Source organism: Dehalococcoidales bacterium, from assembly GCA_041656115.1.
GTDB lineage: Bacteria > Chloroflexota > Dehalococcoidia > Dehalococcoidales > UBA5627 > UBA5627.
Genome location: JBBAED010000005.1, coordinates 38,138 through 60,866 on the forward strand (window position 1 = coordinate 38,138; position 22,729 = coordinate 60,866).

The 22,729-nt window shown below is 44.8% G+C and carries 30 protein-coding genes, 1 pseudogene and 1 riboswitch; of the genes and pseudogenes, 16 read left to right on the top strand and 15 right to left on the bottom strand.

Annotated features, from left to right (window positions below):
- Positions 1–72: 72 nt before the first annotated feature.
- The 5 genes from WC958_04240 to WC958_04260 form a co-directional block, all read right to left on the bottom strand.
- Complete coding sequence (locus WC958_04240) at positions 73–720, bottom strand: glycerol-3-phosphate acyltransferase (GenBank protein ID MFA5629440.1); 648 nt, start codon at positions 718–720, stop codon at positions 73–75.
- Positions 721–754: 34 nt separating this feature from the next.
- On the bottom strand, positions 755–1,666 hold the full coding sequence (locus WC958_04245; GenBank protein ID MFA5629441.1) for a branched-chain amino acid transaminase: 912 nt from the start codon (positions 1,664–1,666) through the stop codon (positions 755–757).
- Positions 1,667–1,778: 112 nt separating this feature from the next.
- Positions 1,779–2,132: a DsrE family protein gene (locus WC958_04250; GenBank protein ID MFA5629442.1), complete on the bottom strand. Its 354-nt coding sequence runs from the start codon at positions 2,130–2,132 to the stop codon at positions 1,779–1,781.
- A 43-nt stretch (positions 2,133–2,175) separates the two neighbouring features.
- Positions 2,176–2,466, bottom strand: a complete 291-nt coding sequence (locus WC958_04255) for a J domain-containing protein (protein MFA5629443.1) — start codon at positions 2,464–2,466, stop codon at positions 2,176–2,178.
- A 21-nt stretch (positions 2,467–2,487) separates the two neighbouring features.
- Positions 2,488–3,177, bottom strand: a complete 690-nt coding sequence (locus WC958_04260) for a class I SAM-dependent methyltransferase (protein ID MFA5629444.1) — start codon at positions 3,175–3,177, stop codon at positions 2,488–2,490.
- Positions 3,178–3,305: 128 nt separating this feature from the next.
- Here WC958_04260 and WC958_04265 point away from each other — a divergent pair.
- The 11 genes and pseudogenes from WC958_04265 to WC958_04315 all read left to right on the top strand — a co-directional run bounded on the left by WC958_04265 (position 3,306) and on the right by WC958_04315 (position 9,171).
- Positions 3,306–3,623, top strand: a pseudogene (locus tag WC958_04265) (DUF134 domain-containing protein).
- A gap of 184 nt (positions 3,624–3,807) precedes the next feature.
- Positions 3,808–4,080: a DUF5320 domain-containing protein gene (locus tag WC958_04270; GenBank protein MFA5629445.1), complete on the top strand. Its 273-nt coding sequence runs from the start codon at positions 3,808–3,810 to the stop codon at positions 4,078–4,080.
- Between the two features lie 40 nt (positions 4,081–4,120).
- Positions 4,121–4,375, top strand: a complete 255-nt coding sequence (locus tag WC958_04275) for a DUF5320 domain-containing protein (GenBank protein MFA5629446.1) — start codon at positions 4,121–4,123, stop codon at positions 4,373–4,375.
- Positions 4,376–4,401: 26 nt separating this feature from the next.
- Positions 4,402–4,767, top strand: coding sequence for a NifB/NifX family molybdenum-iron cluster-binding protein (locus WC958_04280; protein MFA5629447.1), 366 nt, complete (start codon positions 4,402–4,404; stop codon positions 4,765–4,767).
- 317 nt (positions 4,768–5,084) lie between these two features.
- A complete protein-coding gene (locus tag WC958_04285) occupies positions 5,085–5,279 on the top strand; it encodes a hypothetical protein (protein ID MFA5629448.1) in 195 nt (64 codons plus the stop codon).
- 1 nt (position 5,280) lies between these two features.
- Positions 5,281–6,123 carry an ATP-binding protein gene (locus tag WC958_04290; GenBank protein ID MFA5629449.1) on the top strand — a complete coding sequence of 281 codons (843 nt, stop codon included), beginning with the start codon at positions 5,281–5,283 and terminating at the stop codon, positions 6,121–6,123.
- The gene (locus WC958_04295) at positions 6,120–6,983 is read left to right on the top strand and encodes a 4Fe-4S binding protein (GenBank protein MFA5629450.1); all 864 of its coding nucleotides are present in this window, start codon (positions 6,120–6,122) and stop codon (positions 6,981–6,983) included. Before WC958_04290 ends, WC958_04295 begins: the two co-directional genes overlap by 4 nt.
- A 116-nt stretch (positions 6,984–7,099) precedes the next feature.
- The gene (locus WC958_04300; GenBank protein MFA5629451.1) at positions 7,100–7,477 is read left to right on the top strand and encodes a CoA-binding protein; all 378 of its coding nucleotides are present in this window, start codon (positions 7,100–7,102) and stop codon (positions 7,475–7,477) included.
- 37 nt (positions 7,478–7,514) lie between these two features.
- A complete protein-coding gene (locus WC958_04305) occupies positions 7,515–7,901 on the top strand; it encodes a NifB/NifX family molybdenum-iron cluster-binding protein (protein MFA5629452.1) in 387 nt (128 codons plus the stop codon).
- A 25-nt stretch (positions 7,902–7,926) separates the two neighbouring features.
- A complete protein-coding gene (locus tag WC958_04310) occupies positions 7,927–8,712 on the top strand; it encodes a sulfite exporter TauE/SafE family protein (protein ID MFA5629453.1) in 786 nt (261 codons plus the stop codon).
- A gap of 12 nt (positions 8,713–8,724) precedes the next feature.
- Positions 8,725–9,171, top strand: a complete 447-nt coding sequence (locus tag WC958_04315; GenBank protein ID MFA5629454.1) for an iron-sulfur cluster assembly scaffold protein — start codon at positions 8,725–8,727, stop codon at positions 9,169–9,171.
- Between the two features lie 5 nt (positions 9,172–9,176).
- Here the strand turns inward: WC958_04315 and WC958_04320 are convergent, their stop codons facing one another.
- The 4 genes from WC958_04320 to modA form a co-directional block, all read right to left on the bottom strand.
- A complete protein-coding gene (locus tag WC958_04320) occupies positions 9,177–9,935 on the bottom strand; it encodes a DUF364 domain-containing protein (protein MFA5629455.1) in 759 nt (252 codons plus the stop codon).
- Positions 9,936–9,986: 51 nt separating this feature from the next.
- Positions 9,987–11,099, bottom strand: a complete 1,113-nt coding sequence (locus WC958_04325; GenBank protein ID MFA5629456.1) for an ABC transporter ATP-binding protein — start codon at positions 11,097–11,099, stop codon at positions 9,987–9,989.
- The gene (locus WC958_04330; protein ID MFA5629457.1) at positions 11,096–11,953 is read right to left on the bottom strand and encodes an ABC transporter permease subunit; all 858 of its coding nucleotides are present in this window, start codon (positions 11,951–11,953) and stop codon (positions 11,096–11,098) included. Before WC958_04330 ends, WC958_04325 begins: the two co-directional genes overlap by 4 nt.
- Before the next feature lie 5 nt (positions 11,954–11,958).
- Positions 11,959–12,795, bottom strand: coding sequence for a molybdate ABC transporter substrate-binding protein (modA, locus tag WC958_04335; GenBank protein MFA5629458.1), 837 nt, complete (start codon positions 12,793–12,795; stop codon positions 11,959–11,961).
- A riboswitch (molybdenum cofactor riboswitch) is annotated at positions 12,785–12,915 on the bottom strand. (Overlaps the previous gene by 11 nt.)
- Before the next feature lie 218 nt (positions 12,916–13,133).
- Here modA and WC958_04340 point away from each other — a divergent pair.
- Positions 13,134–13,970, top strand: a complete 837-nt coding sequence (locus tag WC958_04340; protein ID MFA5629459.1) for an MBL fold metallo-hydrolase — start codon at positions 13,134–13,136, stop codon at positions 13,968–13,970.
- A gap of 52 nt (positions 13,971–14,022) precedes the next feature.
- On the opposite strand, the gene WC958_04345 is transcribed toward WC958_04340, so the two are convergent.
- Genes WC958_04345 through pyrF form a run of 3 tightly spaced genes read right to left on the bottom strand, consistent with a single transcriptional unit; the run spans position 14,023 to position 16,237 of the window.
- Complete coding sequence (locus tag WC958_04345; GenBank protein MFA5629460.1) at positions 14,023–15,201, bottom strand: mechanosensitive ion channel domain-containing protein; 1,179 nt, start codon at positions 15,199–15,201, stop codon at positions 14,023–14,025.
- 26 nt (positions 15,202–15,227) lie between these two features.
- Positions 15,228–15,422, bottom strand: coding sequence for a DUF951 domain-containing protein (locus tag WC958_04350; GenBank protein MFA5629461.1), 195 nt, complete (start codon positions 15,420–15,422; stop codon positions 15,228–15,230).
- A gap of 11 nt (positions 15,423–15,433) precedes the next feature.
- The gene (pyrF, locus tag WC958_04355; GenBank protein ID MFA5629462.1) at positions 15,434–16,237 is read right to left on the bottom strand and encodes an orotidine-5'-phosphate decarboxylase; all 804 of its coding nucleotides are present in this window, start codon (positions 16,235–16,237) and stop codon (positions 15,434–15,436) included.
- A 164-nt stretch (positions 16,238–16,401) separates the two neighbouring features.
- On the opposite strand from pyrF, the gene WC958_04360 reads away from it, so the two are divergent.
- Positions 16,402–17,757 carry a folylpolyglutamate synthase/dihydrofolate synthase family protein gene (locus tag WC958_04360; protein MFA5629463.1) on the top strand — a complete coding sequence of 452 codons (1,356 nt, stop codon included), beginning with the start codon at positions 16,402–16,404 and terminating at the stop codon, positions 17,755–17,757.
- On the opposite strand, the gene WC958_04365 is transcribed toward WC958_04360, so the two are convergent.
- Both WC958_04365 and WC958_04370 read right to left on the bottom strand, forming a co-directional pair.
- Complete coding sequence (locus tag WC958_04365) at positions 17,754–18,599, bottom strand: hypothetical protein (GenBank protein ID MFA5629464.1); 846 nt, start codon at positions 18,597–18,599, stop codon at positions 17,754–17,756. The genes WC958_04360 and WC958_04365 overlap by 4 nt on opposite strands.
- Before the next feature lie 29 nt (positions 18,600–18,628).
- Positions 18,629–18,901 carry a hypothetical protein gene (locus WC958_04370; protein MFA5629465.1) on the bottom strand — a complete coding sequence of 91 codons (273 nt, stop codon included), beginning with the start codon at positions 18,899–18,901 and terminating at the stop codon, positions 18,629–18,631.
- A 378-nt stretch (positions 18,902–19,279) separates the two neighbouring features.
- Between WC958_04370 and WC958_04375 the strand changes: the two genes are divergently transcribed.
- The gene (locus WC958_04375; protein ID MFA5629466.1) at positions 19,280–19,924 is read left to right on the top strand and encodes a hemolysin III family protein; all 645 of its coding nucleotides are present in this window, start codon (positions 19,280–19,282) and stop codon (positions 19,922–19,924) included.
- A 90-nt stretch (positions 19,925–20,014) separates the two neighbouring features.
- Positions 20,015–20,776, top strand: coding sequence for an RNA methyltransferase (locus WC958_04380; protein ID MFA5629467.1), 762 nt, complete (start codon positions 20,015–20,017; stop codon positions 20,774–20,776).
- 25 nt (positions 20,777–20,801) lie between these two features.
- On the opposite strand, the gene WC958_04385 is transcribed toward WC958_04380, so the two are convergent.
- A complete protein-coding gene (locus WC958_04385; protein MFA5629468.1) occupies positions 20,802–21,230 on the bottom strand; it encodes a small multi-drug export protein in 429 nt (142 codons plus the stop codon).
- Between the two features lie 107 nt (positions 21,231–21,337).
- Here WC958_04385 and WC958_04390 point away from each other — a divergent pair, with 107 nt between their 5' ends.
- The gene (locus tag WC958_04390; protein MFA5629469.1) at positions 21,338–22,660 is read left to right on the top strand and encodes a LemA family protein; all 1,323 of its coding nucleotides are present in this window, start codon (positions 21,338–21,340) and stop codon (positions 22,658–22,660) included.
- Positions 22,661–22,729: the final 69 nt, after the last annotated feature.

Below are 22,729 nucleotides of genomic sequence, written 5' to 3' on the forward strand. Positions count from 1 at the left end.
TAAGGGGAGTCCCAATATCTATTGGAACATACTCCAGGTGTTCGGCGTGGAAAGATAATTAAAATTCCAATCCTACTTCGGTTTTTCTTCTTTGGATTTAGCTTTAATTGTGTCGAAAATCAAATCCCTTTTGCGCTTAGTATTTTTGATTGCCAAGACAGCGGTCGGTAAAAACTTAATAAAACTGATTAAAAATAAAAGGGCGGCCATAGTTGTCGCAAGGGCCGATTGTGTACTGATCCATACCATAAACGGAAGGGCAATAAGAGCCAAAGCCATTGCAAGCGGTACATTTTTGGTGATTGCCAAGGGAATAATGATGATAACAAAAAAGATTCCCAGTTGAAGCGGATAGCCGTACGCTATCAGTGAGGCGATAATAATACCGATAGCGGTTGCCATTCCTTTGCCGCCGGTAAATCGCAGCCAAGGCATCCAATTATGGCCGATAACAGATGCCAATCCGCTAATTAAAACAAAGGAATCTGCGGCATTAAGCCCGTATTTGGCGATAACAACGGCAATAACGCCCTTAGCGATATCGGTGGTGACGACAATCAGCGCAGGTGCAATCCCAACCTCGCGAAAGACATTCATAAAGCCGACATTTCCGCCGCCGAGCGTGCGGATATCCTTGCCGACCCAAAGACGGGTAACGATATAGGCAGTGGGAATTGTCCCCAACAGGTAGCCAATAATAACAGCCAGAGCTTCAGACATCGGAATCACCCCGGTTATTTGTTAAAATTTTAGTTTAATAAACGGGAGTACACCATTCGATGTACTTTTCATTTTTGCCTTTGATAACGTCAAAATAAAGCTTTTGCAGCTTTAGGGTAATTTCTCCCGCATGCCCGTTACCCATTTTTTTATCCTCTATTTCGGTTACCGGGGTCAGATGGGCGGCGGTGCCGGTTAAGAAGCACTCATCGGCGTTATACAGCTCATCGAGGCTGATTTTCTTTTCAATCGTGTCGATTCCAAGCTCGTTTTTGGCTAAAATCATAACGGTATCGCGGGTAATCCCCTTTAAGATGCTGTCTTTGGTAGTCGGTGTAAAGATTTTACCGTCTTTGATAACAAAGATATTTTCACCGCTGCCTTCGGATACAAATCCGTCATGAGTGAGCATAATCCCCTCATCAAACCCCCTCGATACAGCCTCCGATTTTGTAAGGGCATTATTTACGTATAAACCGGTTATTTTGGCACTGGGCGGGATAACGTTATCGGCAGGTCTTCTCCAAGATGAAATGCAGCAGCGGCAAGCATCTGTTTCAAGATATCTGCCCCACGGAATTGCAAAAACAAAAAAGTCGTTTTCCAAGTCATGCAAACGCACGCCCATCGCCTGTGTGCTTTTGTAGGAGAGGGGGCGAATATAAATATCTTCTTTAAAGCCGCTTTTTTGGACGATATCGACGGTTATTTGGCATAATTCTTCGGTGGAGTAGGGTATTTTCATTTTTAGAAAGGCGCTGCCCTCGGCTAAGCGTTCGTAATGTTCTTTGAGGCGGAAAATAAAAACCTGCTTTTTGTCTTCGTTCCAGTTACCGCGGATGCCCTCGAACACCGCGGTTCCGTAATGGAGAGCATGGGTCATAATGCCGACTTTGGCATCTTCCAGCGGGATAAATTCATTGTTTAAAAAAGCGATTGACGGCATAATACTCTCCTTAATTATTATTGGTTTACAGCCAAAATTATAACGCTATGGGTATGAATAGGCAAATCAGTTTGATTTGATTGCGTTTGTTTTAAATAACAAATTTTTGCGCTTAAAACGAAATAACCCGATCGGATTCAATTACCCATTCGGCAAGTTCGGGCATTGTTGATTGGATTGCTCCGTTTATGAGCGGTTTATCTTTGTATATCCCGCAACGGGCGATGCAGGAACCGCAAACTTTTACTGCTATTCCTTTAGCAATCAGGGCGGCAAGCATTTCCGTTAAATTAAAATAACCTTCGGGAACCGGCAGCCCTTCTTTAGCTAAATCAATTGAATCGTTCATCAAGAATATTCTTAAATCCGTACCTTTTTCGGCTAACTTTTCGGCGAGCCTAAGCGCATTCCAGGTAACATCGGTTCCGTCATAAGGGGTTTTATTCAAAATAAGCAATATTTTCATTTTAAACTCCTGCTCAAACCGGTTGATTTAAATCGATTTGCTTTTAAATACTGTCGAACCAGTTATCTTTCCATTTTCGCATTTGTTCTTCGTAAGGATAAACATTGGCAACCGCATCTTCCTTGAAACTGTATTTGTAGGCGGCACAATAATCAAGCAGAACCTTATAGGCTTGGTTAAGCTCTTTCATCATCTCGTCGCTTTCTTCAGCCCCTTTTTTATCGGGATGGTGGCGAACGGCAAGCTTGCGATAGTTGGCTTTAATTTCTTTAATGGTTGCCAGTTCTCCCAGATTTAAGGTCTTTCTTGCTTTATCGATATCAATGAAATTCATAACGCGCTCCTTTTGCGTTTTTCAGATCTTCTTAGCGGTAATTATCGTAAAACCGGCTGCGGGGTGATAACCTGTTTGAGGCTCTTCGATGGTATTTAAATTTTCGGGCGCCTGAAAAAGCGTCGAAACGACGGAATCAGTTACAAATCCGCTTTTTAGAAGCAACTCTTTTATCTCGTCAAAACTGTAGAAAGTGGCATATTTGTAAAAGCGATGCCCCTCTTTTTTCTTTTGTATGTAAAACTTACCCCACGGGCTTTCTTTTAAAACAAGCCCAAGCACCAATTTGCCGTCGGGGACTAAAATGCGGTTAATTTCTTTGAGAACAATTAAGGGTGAATCCAAAAAACAGAGCGTAACAATTAAAAAAACCGCCCCGAAAGAGTTAGCTTCAAAAGGTGTGTGTTCTCCTTGGGTAACAAAAACCTGAACCCCTCTGCTTCTGGCAATCTCAGCCATTTTGGCAGAAGGTTCAATACCGGTTTCAATCCCCAGCGCCAGGCTAAAACGGCCGCTGCCGGCTCCTATTTCCAGCCACGGTTTCGATAGTTCTGGCAGGATTGCTTTAAAGGCGTTAACCTCTGTGGCAAATGCGACGCGCCCTTTTTGGTTAAACCAATTGTCGTATTCTGCGGCGTATTTGTTAAAGGCGGCGCAGCAATCAATATCGGTAGCATCCGAATCCTGTCCGGAAATCTCTTCAAATAGCATCTTATTATCCGTAAAAGATATTTATAAGGCGGGGATATATTAACCCGATATGGCCGAATTTGACAAGCTTTTAGCTCTTTGTTAATATAGTTATGAGCATATGCTCATAATAAACCGGAGAATAAGATTTGTCAAGACCGTTTAAATGCCGAAGAATAGCCAATGTTCCCGAGGTAACCCATTTTAAGCCGGCCGGAATTCCGCTTGACGATTTAGATGAAATAGTGCTGTCGCTTGAAGAAGCGGAGGCTTTGCGCCTTAAAGAGCTGGAGGGGTTGGAACAGGAACGGGGGGCTCAAAAAATGAATATTTCACGCCCGACTTTTCAACGAGTGCTGGCGTCGGCCAGATTTAAAGTTGCCGATGCGCTGTTAAACGGCAAGGCAATTCGTATTGACGGCGGTAATTATGAACTGGCAAGGAATCGTTACAGATGCCGTCGCAGGCATGAATGGGATGCGGAAAATATATCCGGACCCCCAATGGCTTGCCCGCGCTGCAACGATACCGATATCAGGCATGTGGTGCCCGGCAGGCATCACGGCGGAGCCGGAAGAGGCCATGGCAGGCACCGCCAAGGCGAATAATTTAGAAAATAAGAAATTTAAATAATATAAGGAGGCAAAAGTTATGCCAAGATTTGACGGAACAGGACCCCGCGGAATGGGGCCGATGACAGGCGGAAGAAGAGGATTTTGTAATGCACCCGCGGCAATGGCAATGGAACGCCCTTACGGGTATGGTTACGGATACGGACGAGGACGCGGACGAGGAGCCGGCTTCGGTTACGCAACTCCCGCTTTTTCCGGTTATCACCAAGAGCTGGATAGTCTAAAAAGTGAAATGCAATCGCTTAAAGACACGTTAAACAGGATTGAATCCCAACTTAACGAAATTAAATAGTTTTATCGGAAACGATTGTTACCGATAAAGGAGGTGTAATATGCCGGGATTTGACGGGACAGGACCCCGTGGAACGGGGCCGATGACAGGCGGCGGCCGGGGTTTTTGTGTAATGACGGAATCGGAGACAACAGACAGCCCGCCTAACAAAGAACGCGGCGTGGACTATGCCGACGAGTTATCGTCAACATATGAACAAAGAGCGGAAATAGACGCCCTCAAAAACGAGGTGAAAGAGCTTAAGGATACTTTGGCTAAAATCGGATCTCAAATTGAAAAACTGGTTGAAAAATAATCGGAAAGGATTATAAAAAAATAGTTATGAAAATAGCAATTACCGCATCGGGAACCACCCTTGAGAACAATGTTGACGCAAGGTTTGGGCGTTGTTCTTATTTTATTATTATTGATCCCGATACGATGGAGTACGAATTTCTCGAAAATACCGCCGCACAGTCGGGGGGTGGCGCAGGTATCGCCGCCGCTCGTTTGATGCTTGAAAAGGGGGTTAGCGCCGTTCTTACCGGAAGCTGCGGACCCAATGCCTATAACGTTTTAGCCCCGGCCGGAGTGAAGATATACAGCGGTGTTGCCGGCAGAATTGCGGATGTAATCGAAGATTATAAAGAAGGGCGCTACAAAGAAAGCGCTCAGGCTGATGTTTCCGCTCACCACGGTAAAAGTTAGACAGTTACCGGCGGTCACAAGTCGGCAAAAACGAGGGATAATCATCATCACCGAAGCGGTATGAGAATACGAGAGTCGTTTTCAGGTATCGGAGCGGTATTAATCGCAGGCATTTGGAACTCGACACCGTTTTTGAATCCAATCTGCCGTTTATTACGGAAAAATCCGATACCGGAGAGGCTTTGCAAAATAGGAAAAAGATTTATTCCGATTGTGCCGTTAATCAAAATTAAATCTTAACTGTTGGTTTCCAAACATTGGATGTGTTTGGGTTAAAAAATTTTTAGTTATCAGTAGGATAATCAGGAGGTAGAATTATGCCGAGAGGAGATGGTACGGGGCCCAGGGGTGCATCATCAGGGAGCGGAAGGATGGGCGGTTCGCGAGCCGGCGCAGGAGCCGGCGGCAATTGTGTTTGCCCGGGCTGCGGAACCAAAGTCAGCCACGAGAGAGGGGTCCCCTGTTACAATGTAAAATGCCCCAAGTGCGGTAACGGGATGGTAAGGGAATAAGATGATAATAGCCGTAGCCAGCGGAAAGGGCGGAACCGGCAAGACGCTTGTGTCTACCGGTCTCGCTCTTTCTTTAAAAGATGATTACGACGTTACAGTCGCCGATTGCGATGTGGAGGGGCCGAATGCCCATATTTTCTTAAAGCCCTTAATTCAAGGCAAGGAAAGTGTTAATAACCCGGTGCCGGTTGTGGAAACGGAAAAATGCACTTTTTGCGGGATATGCGCCGATGTATGCGCCTTTAATGCGATTGCTGTTTTTGGCAGCCGTGTGATGACCTTTCCGCAAATGTGCCACGGGTGCGGGGCATGCAGTTATCTTTGTCCCGAGGACGCTATTACGGAGCAGCCCCGGCAGATCGGAGAAGTTGAATGGGGCGATGCCGATAAAATTAAGTTTGTTAGCGGAACGCTTACTGTAGGCGAAGCTATGTCACCGCCTGTTATCCGCCAGGTTAAAGAGCGTTCCCGTGAAGGCGAAATTATTATCAGGGATGCCCCTCCGGGGACTTCCTGCCCGGTGGTTGAAACCGTTAAAGACAGTGATTTTTGCCTATTACTGACTGAGCCGACACCGTTCGGCCTAAACGATCTGATTTTAGCGGTGGAAACGGTAAGGGAATTAAATATCCCGTTTGGGGTGGTTATTAACAGGGTGGGGGCCGGTGATGCGGGGGTTGAAGATTATTGCCAAAAAGAAAAGATACCCGTCCTAATGAGGATTCCGCTCGATACCGAAATTGCCAAAACATATTCAAAAGGAGTTGCCTTGGTTGATGCGATGCCGCAGTGGAAAAACCGCTTTGTTCAACTTTATCAAGCCATAAAGGAGTTAGCGCGATGAAAGAACTGATTATCTTAAGCGGTAAAGGCGGAACAGGTAAAACAAGTATCGTCGGCTCGCTTGCGGTGCTTGCCGAAAATAAGGTCATGGCCGATTGTGATGTTGATGCCGCTGATTTGCATTTGCTTTTGAGCCCTCAGGTTAGGCAAAAAGAAGAATTTTGGAGCGGACAGACGGCTTTTATCGATGCTAAAAAGTGTAATCATTGCGGCGTATGTGTAGATTTATGCCGTTTTGATGCAATTCATAATTTTGAAGTCGATCCGATTGCTTGTGAAGGTTGCGGTTTCTGTTCCCATGTTTGCCCGACCGAAGCGATTACGATGCAAGATAATATGGCCGGTTATTTATTTGTTTCGGATACAAAATACGGGACGTTGGCACATGCCAAGCTGGGAATAGCGCAGGAGAACTCGGGCAAACTGGTTGCCAGAGTGCGTCAAGAAGCCAAAAAAATAGCAACCGCAACGGACGCCGAATATATTATTTGCGACGGCCCCCCGGGAATGGGGTGTCCGGTAGTATCTTCGCTTTCGGGCGCCAATATGGCTTTGCTGGTAGTCGAGCCGACCCTTTCAGGGATACATGATATGGGAAGGGTGCTCGATGTTTGCCGCCATTTTAAGGTTCCGGCGCTTGTTTGCATCAATAAATTTGATATTAACGAAGAGAACACAGCCAAAATCGAAAATTACTGCAATGAACAAAATGTTAAAATTATGGGTAAAATCCCCTTTGATAACGTAGTTACGGAAGCAATGATTCAAGGGGTTCCGGTGGTTGAGTTTTCCGATAACAAGGTTTCGCAAGAAATCAAAAATCTTTGGCAAAATGTTTTAAAATCGTTAAACGAAAACTAACCTAAAAACAGCTGTAATCGACAGAAAACTTTAACAGACACATTTTAACTTTGCCTATCTTGTGTATGAGTATTATAATATGCGATATCTTTTGGTAACGTATGCGGGATTAAAAAATGCAAGAATTAATTAAAGAGTTCATGCAGCAAAAGAAATTTGCGATAGTCGGTGCGTCCGATAACCCGCTAAAATTCGGGAACAGGATCGTTAAAAATTTAAAGGCTCGCGGTTACGCCGTTTTTCCGGTAAATCCGCGCCTTAAAGAGGTTGAGGGGTTGGTTTGTTACAAGCGCCTTGCCGATATTCCCGTTGCAATAGATGTGGTTGATTTTGTTGTTCCGCCCGCCGTAACCGAAGAGGTCTTAAAGGAATGTTTTGAGCTTGGCATTCAGCGTATTTGGCTGCAACCCGGTTCGGAAAGCACCGTTGCAATCAATTACTGCTATCAAAAGGGCTTAAAAATTGTTCATAATGCATGTGTTTTAATAAATTAACTGAAAATAAAATTTTCACAGAGGAGAAAAAATAAACATGAAGTTTGCAATTCCGGTAGTAAACGGCTTACTCTCATCGCACTGGGGGCAAGCATCCGATTTTTTGATTATCGAAGTTGGCGACAACAAACAAATTATCGGTAAAGAAACTATGACCGTAACTGAGCACGATTGCCAAGGAACACCGATGGCGATTGCCCAAAAAGGGGTAAATGTAGTGCTTGCCGGCGGTATGGGAATGGGCCCGCGTTCGGTTTTTGAAAATAACGGCGTGGAAGTTGTAATGGGGGTTACCGAAACAGATCCCGAAACTGCCGTTGTAAAATATCTTTATCACCGCTTGGAGAGGGGTGATAACGTTTGCGGACATGGTGACACCGAATGCGGCGGGCACGGTCATCACCATCACCACGATTCCAATTAACTTGTAACCAAAAAAGGATTAAATTTTGAGCTTTTTAACCGTATTACTGCTTATTCTCGTGGGGATTTTAGCAGGCGGGTTCGGCGGTTTGCTGGGAATCGGCGGCGGGGCTATCATGTTACCCATTATTCGTTTTGGGTTTGATTTCCCGCCGTCTATTGCCGTCGGAACGACGCTTACAGCCGTTATTTTTACGGCGGTCGCCGGTGCTTTTCAGCATTGGAAGATGGGGCATGTGGACTGGAATATCGTTAAATATGTCGCTTCGGCCGGGGTGGTGGGGGTTGCTATTGGGTCTTTTTTGTTTTATCTGGTTAAAGATTACCATGAAATCCTCGATTTAATTTTGGGAATTGTTTTTACCCCGATTGCGATAAGCATGATATACGAAGGGTTCTTTTTAAGAAAGAGGCCCGATATTTTCGGAGGCCCGCCCAGGGAGAATATTCCGCTGAAACTCGGAATTGGCGGGGGTGTCGGTATTTTTACCGGTATATCCGGCCTTGGGGGCGGTTTTATAATGGTGCCGACGTTTGTTTACGTTTTACGCTCACCGGTTAAAATGGCAATTGGGGCTTCAATGGCCTCTTTTGCCGGCTTTGCTTTTGTGGGGGGTATCATTAAAATATCGCAAGGTTTGTGTGATATTCCGGCGGCGCTTGCGATGGGGGCGGGGGCGGTTGTCGGGGCTCTGCTTGGGGCGCGCTTAATAATCTATTTCAAACCCGCTACGCTAAAAACAATCTTTGGGTTTATTTTTCTGTATACGGCGCTAAAATATATCCTTAATTACTTCGGGATAACTATCTGAGAGGTGTGCTAAATGGCTGATAATTTAGATGATTTTAAAAAAATGATTGAAACGGAAGAACGTAAAAATTATTCGGAAAAGGCGATTAACCACGCAACAAATCCGCGTAATGTCGGCCCGATGGAAAATGCGGATGCGTACGCCACAATTACCGGCCCCTGCGGGGATACGATGGAAATATGGCTTAAAGTTGATAACGATACTATCTCTAAGGCTACATTTATGACTGACGGGTGCGGAACAAGTATTGCCGCGGGCAGTATGACAACGGAGCTGGCAACCGGTAAAAAAATAACCGAGGCGATGATAATCAGCCAGCAGAACGTTCTTGACGCGCTGGACGGGATGCCGGAAGAAAGCAAACACTGCGCGTTGCTGTCGTCAAACACCTTAAAAGCGGCAATCCGTGAATATATCGATATCCGCAAGGAGCCTTGGAAAAAAGCCTATCGTAAATAATCGGTTTAGTGGCCGTACGGGCAGATACGTTCTATCCCCGTTATGGCGCACACCGATGCCCCCGTAATACCAAAAAGCACCAACTTTTTACCGGCTTTTTGAACCAGTTTATTGATTTCATCAAACGAACCGTTGGCAACGGTGCTGCCAGTGGCAAGAATAAGGTCAGCCCATTTAATCATTTCCCCTGTTTCGGTTTTTCCGTCCCGGATGATTATTCCGGCTTTGTTTTGTCCGATATTATTGGGATTCATATCGGTGCAATTTACATTATCGGCGCCGAATCTGTTTACAAGGCTTTCCAGAATGGCCGGTTGTAATCCGATCATTCCTATTTTGATATTGCCGTACTTTTTCTTAATTTCCTCAGCAATAATTCCCCCGCATTTGGCCGGTTCTTCATTGCGGCAATGGATTACGCCTGAGGCAATCCCGAGGTGAGAAGCAATGGCGTTGAGGGTTGCAACCATAATCGCCCGGTTACCGTTGGTACTCAAATCAAAAGAAAGCACGTCTTCTATCGTGCCTTTAAACTCTCTGGGGCTATCGGTAAAAGCCTGTCCGTAGCCGCCGCCAAATTGTGCCTGAATCATTACTTCTTTACCTTCCAGGATGGCATAATCCTTCCTTTCGGTATTTCCGATGGCCTCTAAAGGCGATAGAGCGCCGACGGTAACAATTACAGCTTCTCCCTCCGCTTTTCTTTCTTTGACCAGTTCCACCAGTTTGTTTCTGACAATTTCAATTGACGTTAGCGCCGACATAATTTCTCTCCTCTTTTTACTTGCCTTAATATAGTATCATTAATTAATATTTTAAATGCGGTCTTTACTGCTTTGATTATTTCCCGCCGAAGGCTCATTGCGATTGGAACGCTCAAAAATTTTTATTCGCCTGAGACTAAGCTGAACAAAGGCTTCCATTCCCTCCGATAACCCCATTTCATCAAATACGTGATAGGGTAGTTCGGAGCGAATCATATTTTCGCCGACTTTAAATCTTAAACGAACAGTATTCGCCGAGGTTTTAATATCGGTGATAATCCCTTTAAAACAGTTTACTTTGTTACATCCCGGGTTTAATTTATCAACATAAACGTCGCGCGGATAAATTATAATGCGCTTAAAAGGCTTTCCGTCATGAGGAACAATTATTTTTAACCCGCGGCAGTCGGCTTCCATTATCCCTTGTCCGATAATGCGGCAATCTTCACAATCTAAAATATTGGGTCTTCCGAGGTAATTCATAACGGCGGCATTGGTGGGGTGGAAAAAGATTTCCTCGGCAGTTCCGACTTGGTTTATTTCGCCTTTATTCAAAATAGCCACCCGGTCGGCCATTTCTTCCGCTTCCATTTGGTTATGGGTTATATGAACGGTGGTAATCCCGAGATCGCGGTGGATTTTTTTGAGTTCAAACCTTAAATAGCGCGCTGTTTGTAAATCCAGGGCGCTTAGAGGTTCGTCGAGCAGCAATATTTTGGGTGAAGAGGCCAATGCGCGTGCCAGTGCCACACGTTGTTTCTCTCCGCCGCTTAAAGAAACGGTATCTCTTTCAAGTAAATGGGAAATACCGATTAAATCGGCAATTTCGTGCGCTTTTTCTTTGATTTTGTTTTTGTTGTCGGTGGTTTGTTTTAAGCCAAACGTAATGTTATTTAAGACATTTAAAAAAGGGAATAAAACGTAGTCTTGAGGCACATAGCCGATGTTTCTTTGTTCCGGCGGCAATTTGTTGACGTTATTGCCGCCAAGCCATATTTCGCCGTGTTTTGTGCGCCTTAGTCCGGCAATACACTCCAGCAGGATGGTTTTACCGGCTCCGGTCGGCCCCAACACAACAAAATATTCCCTGTCGCTAATGGACAGGTTGATATCTTTTAGGAAAAACTTCCCCAGCGTGATTGATAAATCCTTTATCTCTATCATAGTCTATAGCTCTGTTTGGCAACAATTCTTAGAATAAATAAGTTAAAAACGGCGATAATTACCAGTATAAAGATAATGGCGATGGCTTTTTCAATGTCTGCGTTCAGTAAGTTAAGAGATATTGCGATCGGCAGGGTTTCGGTTTTCATACCGATTGCACCGGCCAATGTGACCGAAGCCCCGTATTCACCGATGGCTCTGGCCCAAGTTAGGATGGCGGCGGCAATCAGTCCGTTTCTTGCCAGCGGCAGTATTATACGGATAAACGCCTGGGGCTTGCTGCAGCCCAATGTTCTGCCGACTTGCTCGTAGCGTAAATCGATACTGTCAAAGGTGGATTTTAAAAGGCGGATAGCCAAAGCGCTTACCACCGTAAACTGTGCCAAAATAATACCCGGCACGCTAAAAACAAAATTTATTAAATTATTGTTAATGGCTGAGCCGAGAGGGGTGCTAAAAAAAACCAGTAAGGCCGCGCCGATTGCTACCGGAGAAATTACAATCGGCAAATCAAGCAGTGTATCAATCAGGCTTTTACCGAAAAACTCATTTTTAGATATCGTATAAGCTATCGGGACGGCTATTATTATTGCAAGTACGGTAGAAACGGTTGCCGTAACTAAGCTAAGCCCGATGGCGAAAAGTATTTCCGAAGATCCGACAGCCGCGAGAAGGGTATCCCATTTCGTATATGTTAACAGTGAGATAAATATAGCCGCTAAAAACAACAGTAATACAACCAGGACGCCTACGGTAGTGGTATTAAATAGCCTGTTAGCGGAAAAAAACTTCCGCCAACCGGTTAGGATTCCCGTTTTATTCGCACTGTCGTAATTTCCCGTTGCTTCCGGCAATTTTGTTAGTTACCTTTCCTGTATTGATTGGCCTCTGTTTGGTCGACAATGTAACCGTATTGCTTAAATATAGCTTGTCCGTCCGATGAAGACAGGAACTTGATAAACTGTTGGGCGGTCCATGCCTCTTTGCTGTAAGTTGCAACCGCAGCCTGTAATTCACCGATAGCGGTGACATATTCCGCCGGAATCCAAATAATATCGATATCATCGGGATTTGTAACTCCGAAATAATGCCAGGCAAATCCGGCATCAATTTGTTTGGTTTTTAAATAGGTTACAATGGCGTTGACCTGAGGGACATTGGCGACGATATTTCCTTTTACCGATTCATAAAGCCCGGCTTTTTGCAGGATTTCCGGAGCGGCTTCTCCAAGCAGTGTTGTATCGGGGTTACCGATTGCTATTTTTACGCCGGAGGCGGATAAATCCGCTAAGTTTTGTATATTTAGCGGGTTACCCTTTTGCACCGCGAGAACCGGTATCATATACGCTAAAGAAGAGGGTGCGGTATCAATGCCAACAGCTCCTTGTTGTTTGGCGCTGTTCATAAAACGCTGTTCGGGAGAGACATAAACGTCTCCTTGTTTGCTAAGAATCATATTCGAAAGAACTTCCCCGCCGCCGCCGTAATTTAGGACAATTTTGGTTCCATATTTTTCTTCGAATGCGGCAGCCGCGGCATCCATCGGCGCTTTAGTGCCGGTAGCGGCGAAAACAAGCAGTTCGCTTGCGTAGGTGTCGGCTTGGGTTGTGGATTTGGTTTTGGGATCTGAGACGTCACATCCGCAAAGAACTGCTAAACCGATAATGACAATAACGACCGAGATAAACTTTTTCATATATCCTCCTTTTCCTTTGGGAAGCAAGACCGTTTCCGGTGGTGCTGTCTGGATTTTGTCCAACGGCTGTTTGCCATGGATAGCTCTTTAGGCAATACAGCTCCGGAGAAATCAACCCATTTATAACATATGCAATATAACAATGTCAATATAGCGAACTCATTATTAACAAGTATTTTTTAAAAAATATTGTTATTTACCTTAATTTATACTTTGTGATTTTAGCGATGCCTAAATACTCAAAATATTATCTATAATAGTTTGGATATATTGATACTAGCAAAACTCGAATAAAAGGTATAAACTATCTGTAACCTTAAATATCTTATAAAACGGCAATGAAAATAAAAATTAGTACGCTTAGTGAAAACACTGCCCTTCACGGTTATATCGGGGAATACGGGCTTAGCCTTTTTATTCAAGCTGACGGGAAACAGATTCTGTTTGATACGGGTTTAAGTTTTTCCGCTTATCATAACGCCCAAATTATGGGGGTGGATTTAACTAAAATCGATTACATTGTTCTTAGCCACGGCCATCTCGACCATACTGGAGGGTTAAAAGAAATCCTGTCTAAAATCAATAAAAAAGTTGAGGTTATTGCTCATCCCGCCGTTTTTAGCCCCAGATATACCTTGCGCGACGGTCAAACAGAGGAAAAATCAATCGGGATGCCTTACTCCAAAGAAGAACTTGAAAACTGCGGCGCAATCTTTACGCTTTCCGAAGAATCGGTCTTTATTACCCCAAACATTTTAACTACCGGTCAAATTCCGATGCTAAGCGAATACGAGGGTGTCGAGAGCAATTTATCGGTTAAAAACGGGGAGATAGCTATCCAAGATGAAATTGCCGACGACCTTTCTTTAATTATTAACAGCGAATTCGGGCTGATTATAATTGCAGGGTGTGCCCACCGCGGGATTATTAACATTATCAAACATGCGCAAAAAATTACCGGTATCACTTCCGTTTATGCCGTTGTCGGCGGGATTCATTTATACAGAGCCTCCGAGGAACGCATCCGAAAGACAATTGCCGAACTTAAGGCGGTTGGGGTTAAGAAGCTGGGGCTTTGCCATTGCACCGGTTTTCAGGCTGCGGCCAAAATTGCCGAGGCCTTTCCGCAAGAGTTTTTCCTAAATAACGCCGGAAACAAATTCAGTTTACCCTGATGGCATTAGTTTTAAGTCTGCATTCTAATCCGCGGTAATATTTACTATCCGCTTACAGATTTTCCCCGCATTCTCCGCAATATTTTGCGGTTTCGAGGTTAGCAAAGGAGCAGTTTTTGCATAAAATAACGTTTTGCTTTTTCTCTTTACCCTGAAACACCTTAATATGCGGCCAGGGCATTTCAATCCCTTCTTTATCAAAAGCGTTCTTAATTCTTTTTCGCAATTCACCGGTAACTTCCCATTGCATACCGGGCTGCACATCTCCCAAAATCCTGATTTGAATTGCCGAATCGGCAAAATTACTTACCCTTAATACCTGCGGCGGGGTTTTAATAAGCTTAGCAAGGCGCGGGTCTACCGCCATTTCTTTGCCGATTCTATTGATTACGGTAAAAACTTTATCCAGGTCTTCCCCGTACGTTACGGGGATATCGACATTAACACGAGATAAATCTCTGGTATAATTTGAAGCTGTGGTAATGGCACTGTTGGGGATGGTGTGAACAATGCCGTCGAGATCCCGTAAAACGGTGCGGCGCAGATTCACTTCGACAACCTCGCCGGAGATTTCGGCAATTTTAATCACATCGCCTTTATTGTATTGGTCTTCCAAGAGAATAAATAATCCGGCCAAAAAATCTTTGATAATAGTTTGCGCCCCCAATGCCAGAGCCACTCCTACAATACCGGCGCTGGCAAGTAAGGGGGTGATATCCATTCCGATTTCTTCAAGAATTAGGAAAAAGGTTGCCGTTCCGATAACAATTACGACTATCCACTTTACAAGGACAGTCAGGGTTTTTGCTCTTCTTTCAAACCACGATTTGGAGTGCTTGCCTCTGCCGGCATTCTTGACATAGCCGGTAACCATCTTGGGAACAAGGGCTTTGGTTGCCCGATACAAAAAATAGGCCACGATAATATAAACCAATATAATAATGCCGTGCGATAATAACCATTCCTGAATGCTCGCGAAATTTACGGATGCAAAAATCTCATCTTCGGAAAGGATGATAGCAACGGTAGAAAGCAAAATCACGGCGGCAAAAATATAGATTAAAAACAGCAGTATTCGCAAGAAGGCTTTGTTGCCTTTGAATTCTTTTTGGTCGGATTTGAGCTTAAGCAGCCGATCTCTGAGCCTGTTGCGGTAAATAACAACAAAAATAAACAGAACGGAGGTACCGGTCAGAAACCAGATGCTGTTTATTGTAAACCAATCCCACATAATTTAAGCCTCTCTATTTTGATAAGCTACGGGGTGTCTTTTGCAATAACGGCTTTAACCCTCTTTTCAAAAGTGCCGCGCTCCAACATCACCTTGTGCTTACACCCTAAACAGATAATACCGATATCGGCGCCGATTCTAACCACCTGCCAGCGGTCATTGCCGCAGGGGTGCTTTTTTCTGAGCTGTACAATAGCGCCTACTTTTATTTCTGCCGTCATATCGCAAATTCCTAGCGATAAAGGTTGATTTTATCGCGCAGTTCCATTGCCGCTTTGCGGGCGGCGGTCGCAAAATCATTGCCGCGAGATGCGTAAATAATTTGCCTGGCCGAATTTATAATGGCTCCCCTGCCGTTGGTATCAATGCCGTTACGGACAGTTGTTTCCAAGTCTCCACCCTGCGCGCCGATACCGGGGATTAAAAAAAGCATTTCGGGGTGGAGTTTACGTAAAGTTTGCAACTCATCCGGATAGGTGGCTCCCACCACCAGCCCGACGTTGCCGAACTCGTTCCACTCGCCGGCTTTAGCGGCTACCGCTTGAAAAAGCGGAATTTTATTATCGTCTGTTCCACAATTTAACGATTGAAAATTCCCCGAGCCGCTGTTGGAGGTGCGGCAAAGGATAAAAACACCCTTGCTGCGGTAATCGATAAAAGGTAAAACCGAATCGGAGCCCATATAGGGGTTTACCGTTATGGCGTCAAAATTTAATGTATCAAAGACCGAGCGGGCATAGGCTTTAGCTGTATTTCCGATATCCCCGCGCTTGGCATCGGCAATCACGGGGATATCTTTGGGAATAAAAGCGGCGGTTTCTTTTAAGGCATTAAAACCCTGCGCTCCGAAGGCTTCGTAAAAGGCGAAGTTGGGTTTGTAAGCGCAAACAAGGTCGGCGGTGGCTTCAATAATGGCCTTATTAAACTCAACTATGCTTTCGGCATCGGGGAAAAAGTCCGGGGCGGGGTCCAGCCCAATGCAGAGCAAACTGTTATTTTTCGAAACGGCGTTATTTAATTTTTCGCTAAAATTCAATTTGTACCCCCTAAGGTTTCTTGATATTAACAGTCGTTATGCGAGGGCGTCAAGTAAAAATCCCTCAAATATTTATTAAATATCGATTTATCTTAAAATATGCCATAATATTTAAGCATATAATCGGAATTTATAACAAAAACAGGATTTAATACGGAGTTACGATGCAAAACTTGGATTACCGGCAGTCTTTGGAATACATTTACAGCTTTTCGGATTATGAAACCACACATAAACTGCATGATTCGACAAGCTACGACTTGCGGCGGGTTTTTGAGCTGGCGGCGCTCTTTGATAACCCGCATCTTAAAATAAAAACTATTCATATTGCCGGCACAAAAGGCAAGGGCAGCGTGGCGGCGATGGTTAGTTCCGTCCTAAGCTCTTCCGGATACAAAACGGGTTTGTATACTTCGCCCCATTTAATCGATATCAGAGAGCGCTTTCGGATTGACGGAGAAATGATTTCCGAAACGGAGTTTGCCGATATTATCAGCATGCTAAAACCGGCGGTAGAAACGGTAAACGCTCAAAAAGTTTACGGAACACTCACCACCTTTGAAATAATGACTGCCGTTTGTTTTATCTTTTTTGCGCGCCGCAAAGTAGATTTCGGGGTGGTTGAGGTTGGGTTGGGGGGCAGGTTGGATGCCACCAATATAATAAGACCCGAGGTTTGCATAATTACCCCCATTAATTTGGACCATACCGATGTTTTAGGCGATACAATCCCTAAAATTGCTTTGGAAAAGGCTGGAATTATTAAAGAAGGAGCGGTTGTTGTTACCGCCCCGCAGACGGATGAAGCCATGCGCGTTATCGAACAAAAGTGTTTCGAGAAGAATTGCCGCCTTATAAAAGCGGGGGCTGATATTTTGGCGCAAAATGTTGACCTTAGCGATAAGGGCTCGCATATTTCAATTAAAGGGCGTTTGGGTGATTACGAGGTATCGCTTCCGCTGCTTGGTTTTTGTCAGGCGGAGAATGCGCTAACAGCGGTGGGTGCCTTGGAAGCTTTAAAAGAAAAGGGGTTTAATATTCCGCTTACGGCAATCCAAGAAGGCTTTAGCAGCGTAAAATGGCCGGGGCGTTTTCAGGTAGTACCCGGAAATCCTTTAATTATTATAGACGGGGCGCATAACGTTCTTTCCGCACGCGAACTTAAAAAATCGCTTCTCCATTACGGCAAAGATTATTTTTCGGCTGATAAAACAAATGAAAAGTCTTCCGGGATTCTTGTTTTTGGGGCTTCCGCCGATAAAGATGTGGACGGGATAATTGCCGAACTGCTGCCGCTTTTTAACGAGGTAATTGTTACCCGCTCGTCGCATCCGCGTTCAATGGAAACGGCGGAACTGGCAAAAAAGTTTAACAAACCGGGGATAAGGGTTATATCAACCGAAAATGTTGCCGAAGCAATAGAGCTTGCTAAAAAGCAAGCTCTAAACGATTCGCTGTTGTGTATCACCGGCTCGCTTTTTGTTGCCGGTGATGCCTTGTTACATTTAAAGGTCTGCTAACGCCAGACCATGCTGTGCGGGCTTATTTCGTAGATGTTCTTGTTGGTGGCGGTCAAAGAATCAATTTCAAACGATCGGAAAGGCTCAAACTGAACGGTTCGTAACCTCAGATACATTTGCCCCCAATCAACCGAATTGGTTGATGTATTCCAACGGATTCCCGCCTCCCAATTTTCGGAGAAGAACAGGAAATACTTTACGGCGCCGGTATCGGGGTAAACCATTGTTCCGTACCAATCTTCATCCAAAGAAATGCCCAAATCGGGGTTATTGGTGGAAACCCAAGAGATAAACATATTTCTGATTGTTCGCGCTTCGGCAGCCAAATCATCCATTGTTTCGGGCTTCTCGCGCACCTTCAGAGTCACTGTTTCGGTGTCCGAAAAACCTTGCCATTCGGCTTTGACCCTTACTTTAAGAATATTGCCGGCGGTTCCTTCGTTAGGAACAACAACAATCTCGGCAACATATCCCTCACCGATGCCTTTGGGTCCGACGGAGACATAGGCATTTTCAGCCGTAGCCGAAATTTTGGCTAAGCTCGGATCAATTACTTGCGTTGTTTTGGATTCCTCGTCGGTGGAAGTTATTTTTGAGGTCTGGGTTGTTGTCGGTTCTATCGTTCCGTAATCAACGGTTACCAGAAAAACGCAGCTGTAACCCTCAATGGCATCGCTCATATGCAGCGGCCAGACATTTAAAGTAAAAGGGATTATCTTGGTTTTATCGGTGGTCTTTGTACCCGGAGTCCCGTCACAGCCAACCGCAAGCGAGGCTATTAAAAACAGCCCTGCCAAAAGGGATAAACAAACCGGCTTGAAAATTTTTCTTGAAATCTTCATATTTTATTTTCGCTATTCTGTTTACAATACTATTGCATTGCGGTGGGGTTGTCAACCTGTGTTGATACGGCTTCCTTGGGCAGCATTTCTTCTAAAATCTTGCCCATTGCCATCGTATGGCAGCACAGCCCCCAGTGTGAGAAGAAGTCGCAGGTGCAACTCCAACCTTCACTTCCGTATTTGGTAACGTGGGTGTGGTTTTCCCCACGGAAATCGACTGAAAATTCAGTAAAAGTTACTCGATCTTTCTCTTGAGCGTACCTATTGGCTTTTTCTATCTTTCCTATCAAACTCGATTGCATTTTGCCCTCCCTTAAACTGAATATTTTTAATTAAAAAAGCACTGAACTGCAACCAGTCAGCGCTTTTATTTTTGTTCACCCCCAAGGGCCTCTCCATAGAAAATCAGAAGTATCATCTCATCTATTTCTCCCGTAACCGTACCCTCATTCTACCCCATAAACCGGCGCAATGCAATATCTTTGGGGGCTCTTTTTCTTTAATTGCGGAATATTAAAATAAATACAGGGATGGGTTTTATTCCTCCTGTCTTTTCATAAAATACAGAGTTTCGGACGATTGCCAAGCTGTCTTAAGTTCATTTCACATCGTACCGATTAAGACAATCCGAAAACACAAAAACTTAATTGGTGTATAATTAGCGAATATTCGGAGGCAGTGTGATTAATATCAGACATTCGGAAAAAGTATCGGCATATACCCATCTGGCGGGGGCGGTTCTTGCGCTGGCGGGGCTTGTGATTTTACTTGCGGTAACTTGGGGCAGGTGGGATTACTTTATTTTATCGCTTGTTTACGGGCTGGGAGCGCTTTGCCTATTTCTGGCCAGCGGAATTTACCATGCGCAAAAACAAGAAGAAAATGCGGTAAATATTTGGCGGAAACTGGATCATATTGCCATCTTTATTATGATTGCCGGTACCTATACCCCGATGTGCTATGCCTATCTCGGCGGGGCATGGTTTTGGAGTATTATCGGCGTGCAATGGGGCTGTGTTTTGGCGGGGATATTCTTTAAATTCTTTTATATGCGCGCTCCGCGTGTAATTTCGCCGATTCTTTATCTTTTAATGGGCTGGATGGCGGTAATCCCGATGAATATCCTCTGGCATAATATGTCCGGTTTATCCTTTTTGCTGCTGATTGGCGGAGGGGTTGCTTACAGTATCGGCGCGATAATCTATGCCCTTAAAAAACCAAATCCGGTTCGAGGGGTGTTCGGTTTTCACGAAATATTCCATGTCTTTATTTTATTGGGAGCAATATTCCATTATTTTATGGTTTATATTGCCGTTACGCTCTGATTGCAAACCTAATCCGTAATTTTGATAACCGTTCTAATTCTCTGCCTAACGTGCTATATTATAGGCGCAAGTAATTTTTGAAGGTTTACTATGACATACGAACCTGAAAGAGAGCCTCTTAAACCGCTTAAGTGGTATAAAGAGCTGGGCGATAAGAAAAAGAGGATTGAAGCCGGTTTCTTTTTGGCGGAAGGGGAGCGGGCGGTAGCGCAAATTGCCCTTAATAACCCCGAAGCCATTAGAGAGCTATTGTTAACGGATGAAGCGCCCTCTTTTGGCGATACATACCCTTACAGGCGTATCACAGCGGGGCAGCTGCGCTTGATAACCTCCGCAACCACCCCCCAAGGAATTGTTGCCGTTGTTAAGATTCCCGCCGATATTTACAGCAATAAAATCCCGGCTAACCCCGGTGCAAAAATCCTTCTTTTGGAAGATATCCAAGACCCCGGAAACCTGGGCACGCTTATTCGCACGGCGGTTGCTTTTGGTTTTACAGGGATTGTTATGAGCGAAAAATGCGCCGACCCGCTTGCGCCGAAAGCGGTGCAGTCAACGGCCGGCACACTGCTTTCTTTGTGGATAAGAAGAACAAATAACTATCTTAATGTCATCAACGCGTTAAAAACAGAAGGCTACTCCGTTATTGCGACCGCTTTGGACGGGGAAGATGACACATCTCCTTTGCAAAAGACGGAGAAATTAATACTGGCGCTGGGTAACGAAGCCTCCGGCTTATCCGAAGAAGTTTTAAAGGCGGCTGATTTCAGAATAAAAATTCCGATTGAAGATAAGGCCGAATCTTTGAACGTGGCTGCTTGCGGGGCGATTTGTATGTACCTTTGCCGCTAGGAGTTTCTCTGTTTTTACGGTTATCCTACGAGAAAATCTTGATTCCCGCCACCCCCAACAGCACCAATATTGCCGTCCAAAGGATTATTCCGATTGTCATCCAAAAAACAAGCTTTTTACCGGGGATGCCCGATGCAACGCCGATTGCCGCCCCGAAAAGGACGCCGGTAAGAAAGGGTGAAAGCAATCCCAGCCCGATAACGCCGTATTTTTGCCAAATCCTTTGCACTAAACCCGGTTTCTTGTCGCTGTCTTGTTGTTCATAGAATTTTAACAGGAAACTGCGTAAATGCTTCCCGGCAAAGATTACAATAAAGACACAGATTATTGCCCCGGTTGCGGTGGCAACAGAAATTGCCAGGGGGTGTAAACCCATCACAAAGCCGAGCGGAACAGCCGCCCACAGCTCTAAAACGGCCAGCGCCGCAACAAGTAAAAAATTAATCGCTATCATATGGTTTTTCGTTTAAAGTAAGATTAATTATAGCACGGAGATCGTTTCCGACAAAAACGGTTTTGGCCGCAATTGACCTTCCCCTCAGGCTGTTCTAAAATTGATGCATGTCGCCCCAAACCCTATCAATTATTATCGCCGCTGTGATCGGGCTTTTGGCCATCGGTTGCATTTTTGCGGCCTTTCGTGCGTTTAAGTGCAAACGTACAATTGACGATTGCCCGACATCCAAAACGCGAGGCGTTTTTATCGGGCTTACGGAACTGAAGGGCACTGCCGAAAGCGAGACCCCTTTTACCGCTTATCTTTCCGGCAAGGCATGCGTGCAGTATGAATGGCAGGTTGATGAACATTGGTCGCGGATAGTTCATGAAACCTATATTGATTCAGAAGGGCGCACGCAATCCAGAACACGTACCGAGAGCGGTTGGAAAAAGATTGCCGGCAAAGAAGTAAGCGCCCCTTTTTATTTAAAAGATGAAACCGGCTTAATTCGCATTGTTCCGGAGAAAGCTAAAATCGAAAATATTAAGGTATTTGAAGAAACTTGCACACCCAAAGACATTTTGTATTTCGGTAAATGTCCGGTCGGCGAAATTGCCGATACAACCCACCGCCGGAGGTTTTACGAATCGGCGATTCCGCTGCACAGCCAGCTTTATATTATCGGGCAAGCGCGCGAAAGGGAAGACATTGTTGCCGCCGAAATCGCCTATAATAAAAATGCCCCAATGTTTTTAATATCGACACGCACCGAAAAGCAGCTAAGCACTTCCTATTTGTGGGGGTTTTGGCTGTGGTTTATCGGAGGGTTGTTAACGGCTCTCGGTGTTGCCGCTGCCTTGACATATATCGGCACAGAGAATTCAACGTTCCTTTGGGAACCGTTTGCAATTACCGCCGCAATCTATTTTTTGGTATTTGTTCTTAGTTGGGTTTTTAATGTTTACAACAGCCTGATTAACTTGCATAACCGCGTTAAACAGGGCTGGTCGCAGGTTGATATTCAGTTAAAACGCCGCCATGATTTAATCCCCAACTTAGTGAGTGCCGTGGAAGGCTACCGCGGCTATGAAGCCGATATCCAGTGCTTGCTTGGCGAGTTACGCACTCAAGGGCGAGCGCCCGCCTCCGAAGAAGATAGCGCGGATTTTAAAGGCGTTGCCCCGCTGTTTAACATAATTATCGAGTGTTATCCGGAGCTTAAAGCCTCTCAAAACTTCTTGCACTTACAAAAAGAGCTCTCCTCAACCGAACAGCGAATTGCTTTGGCACGCGACTACTACAATGAAATTGCCACGTATTACAATACGCGCTTGGAAGTTATCCCCGACAGATTTGTGGCTTTTATAGCGGGATTGCGTCCGCGCACTCTGACGGACGCTGCTGATTTTGAACGTGCACCGGTGCAGGTTAAGCTGGCGGAGTGAGATGTTTTTTACTTATAAAATTTTAAGCAATAATCCGAAAAACACGTTTCGTTTTTGACAAAAAATTTC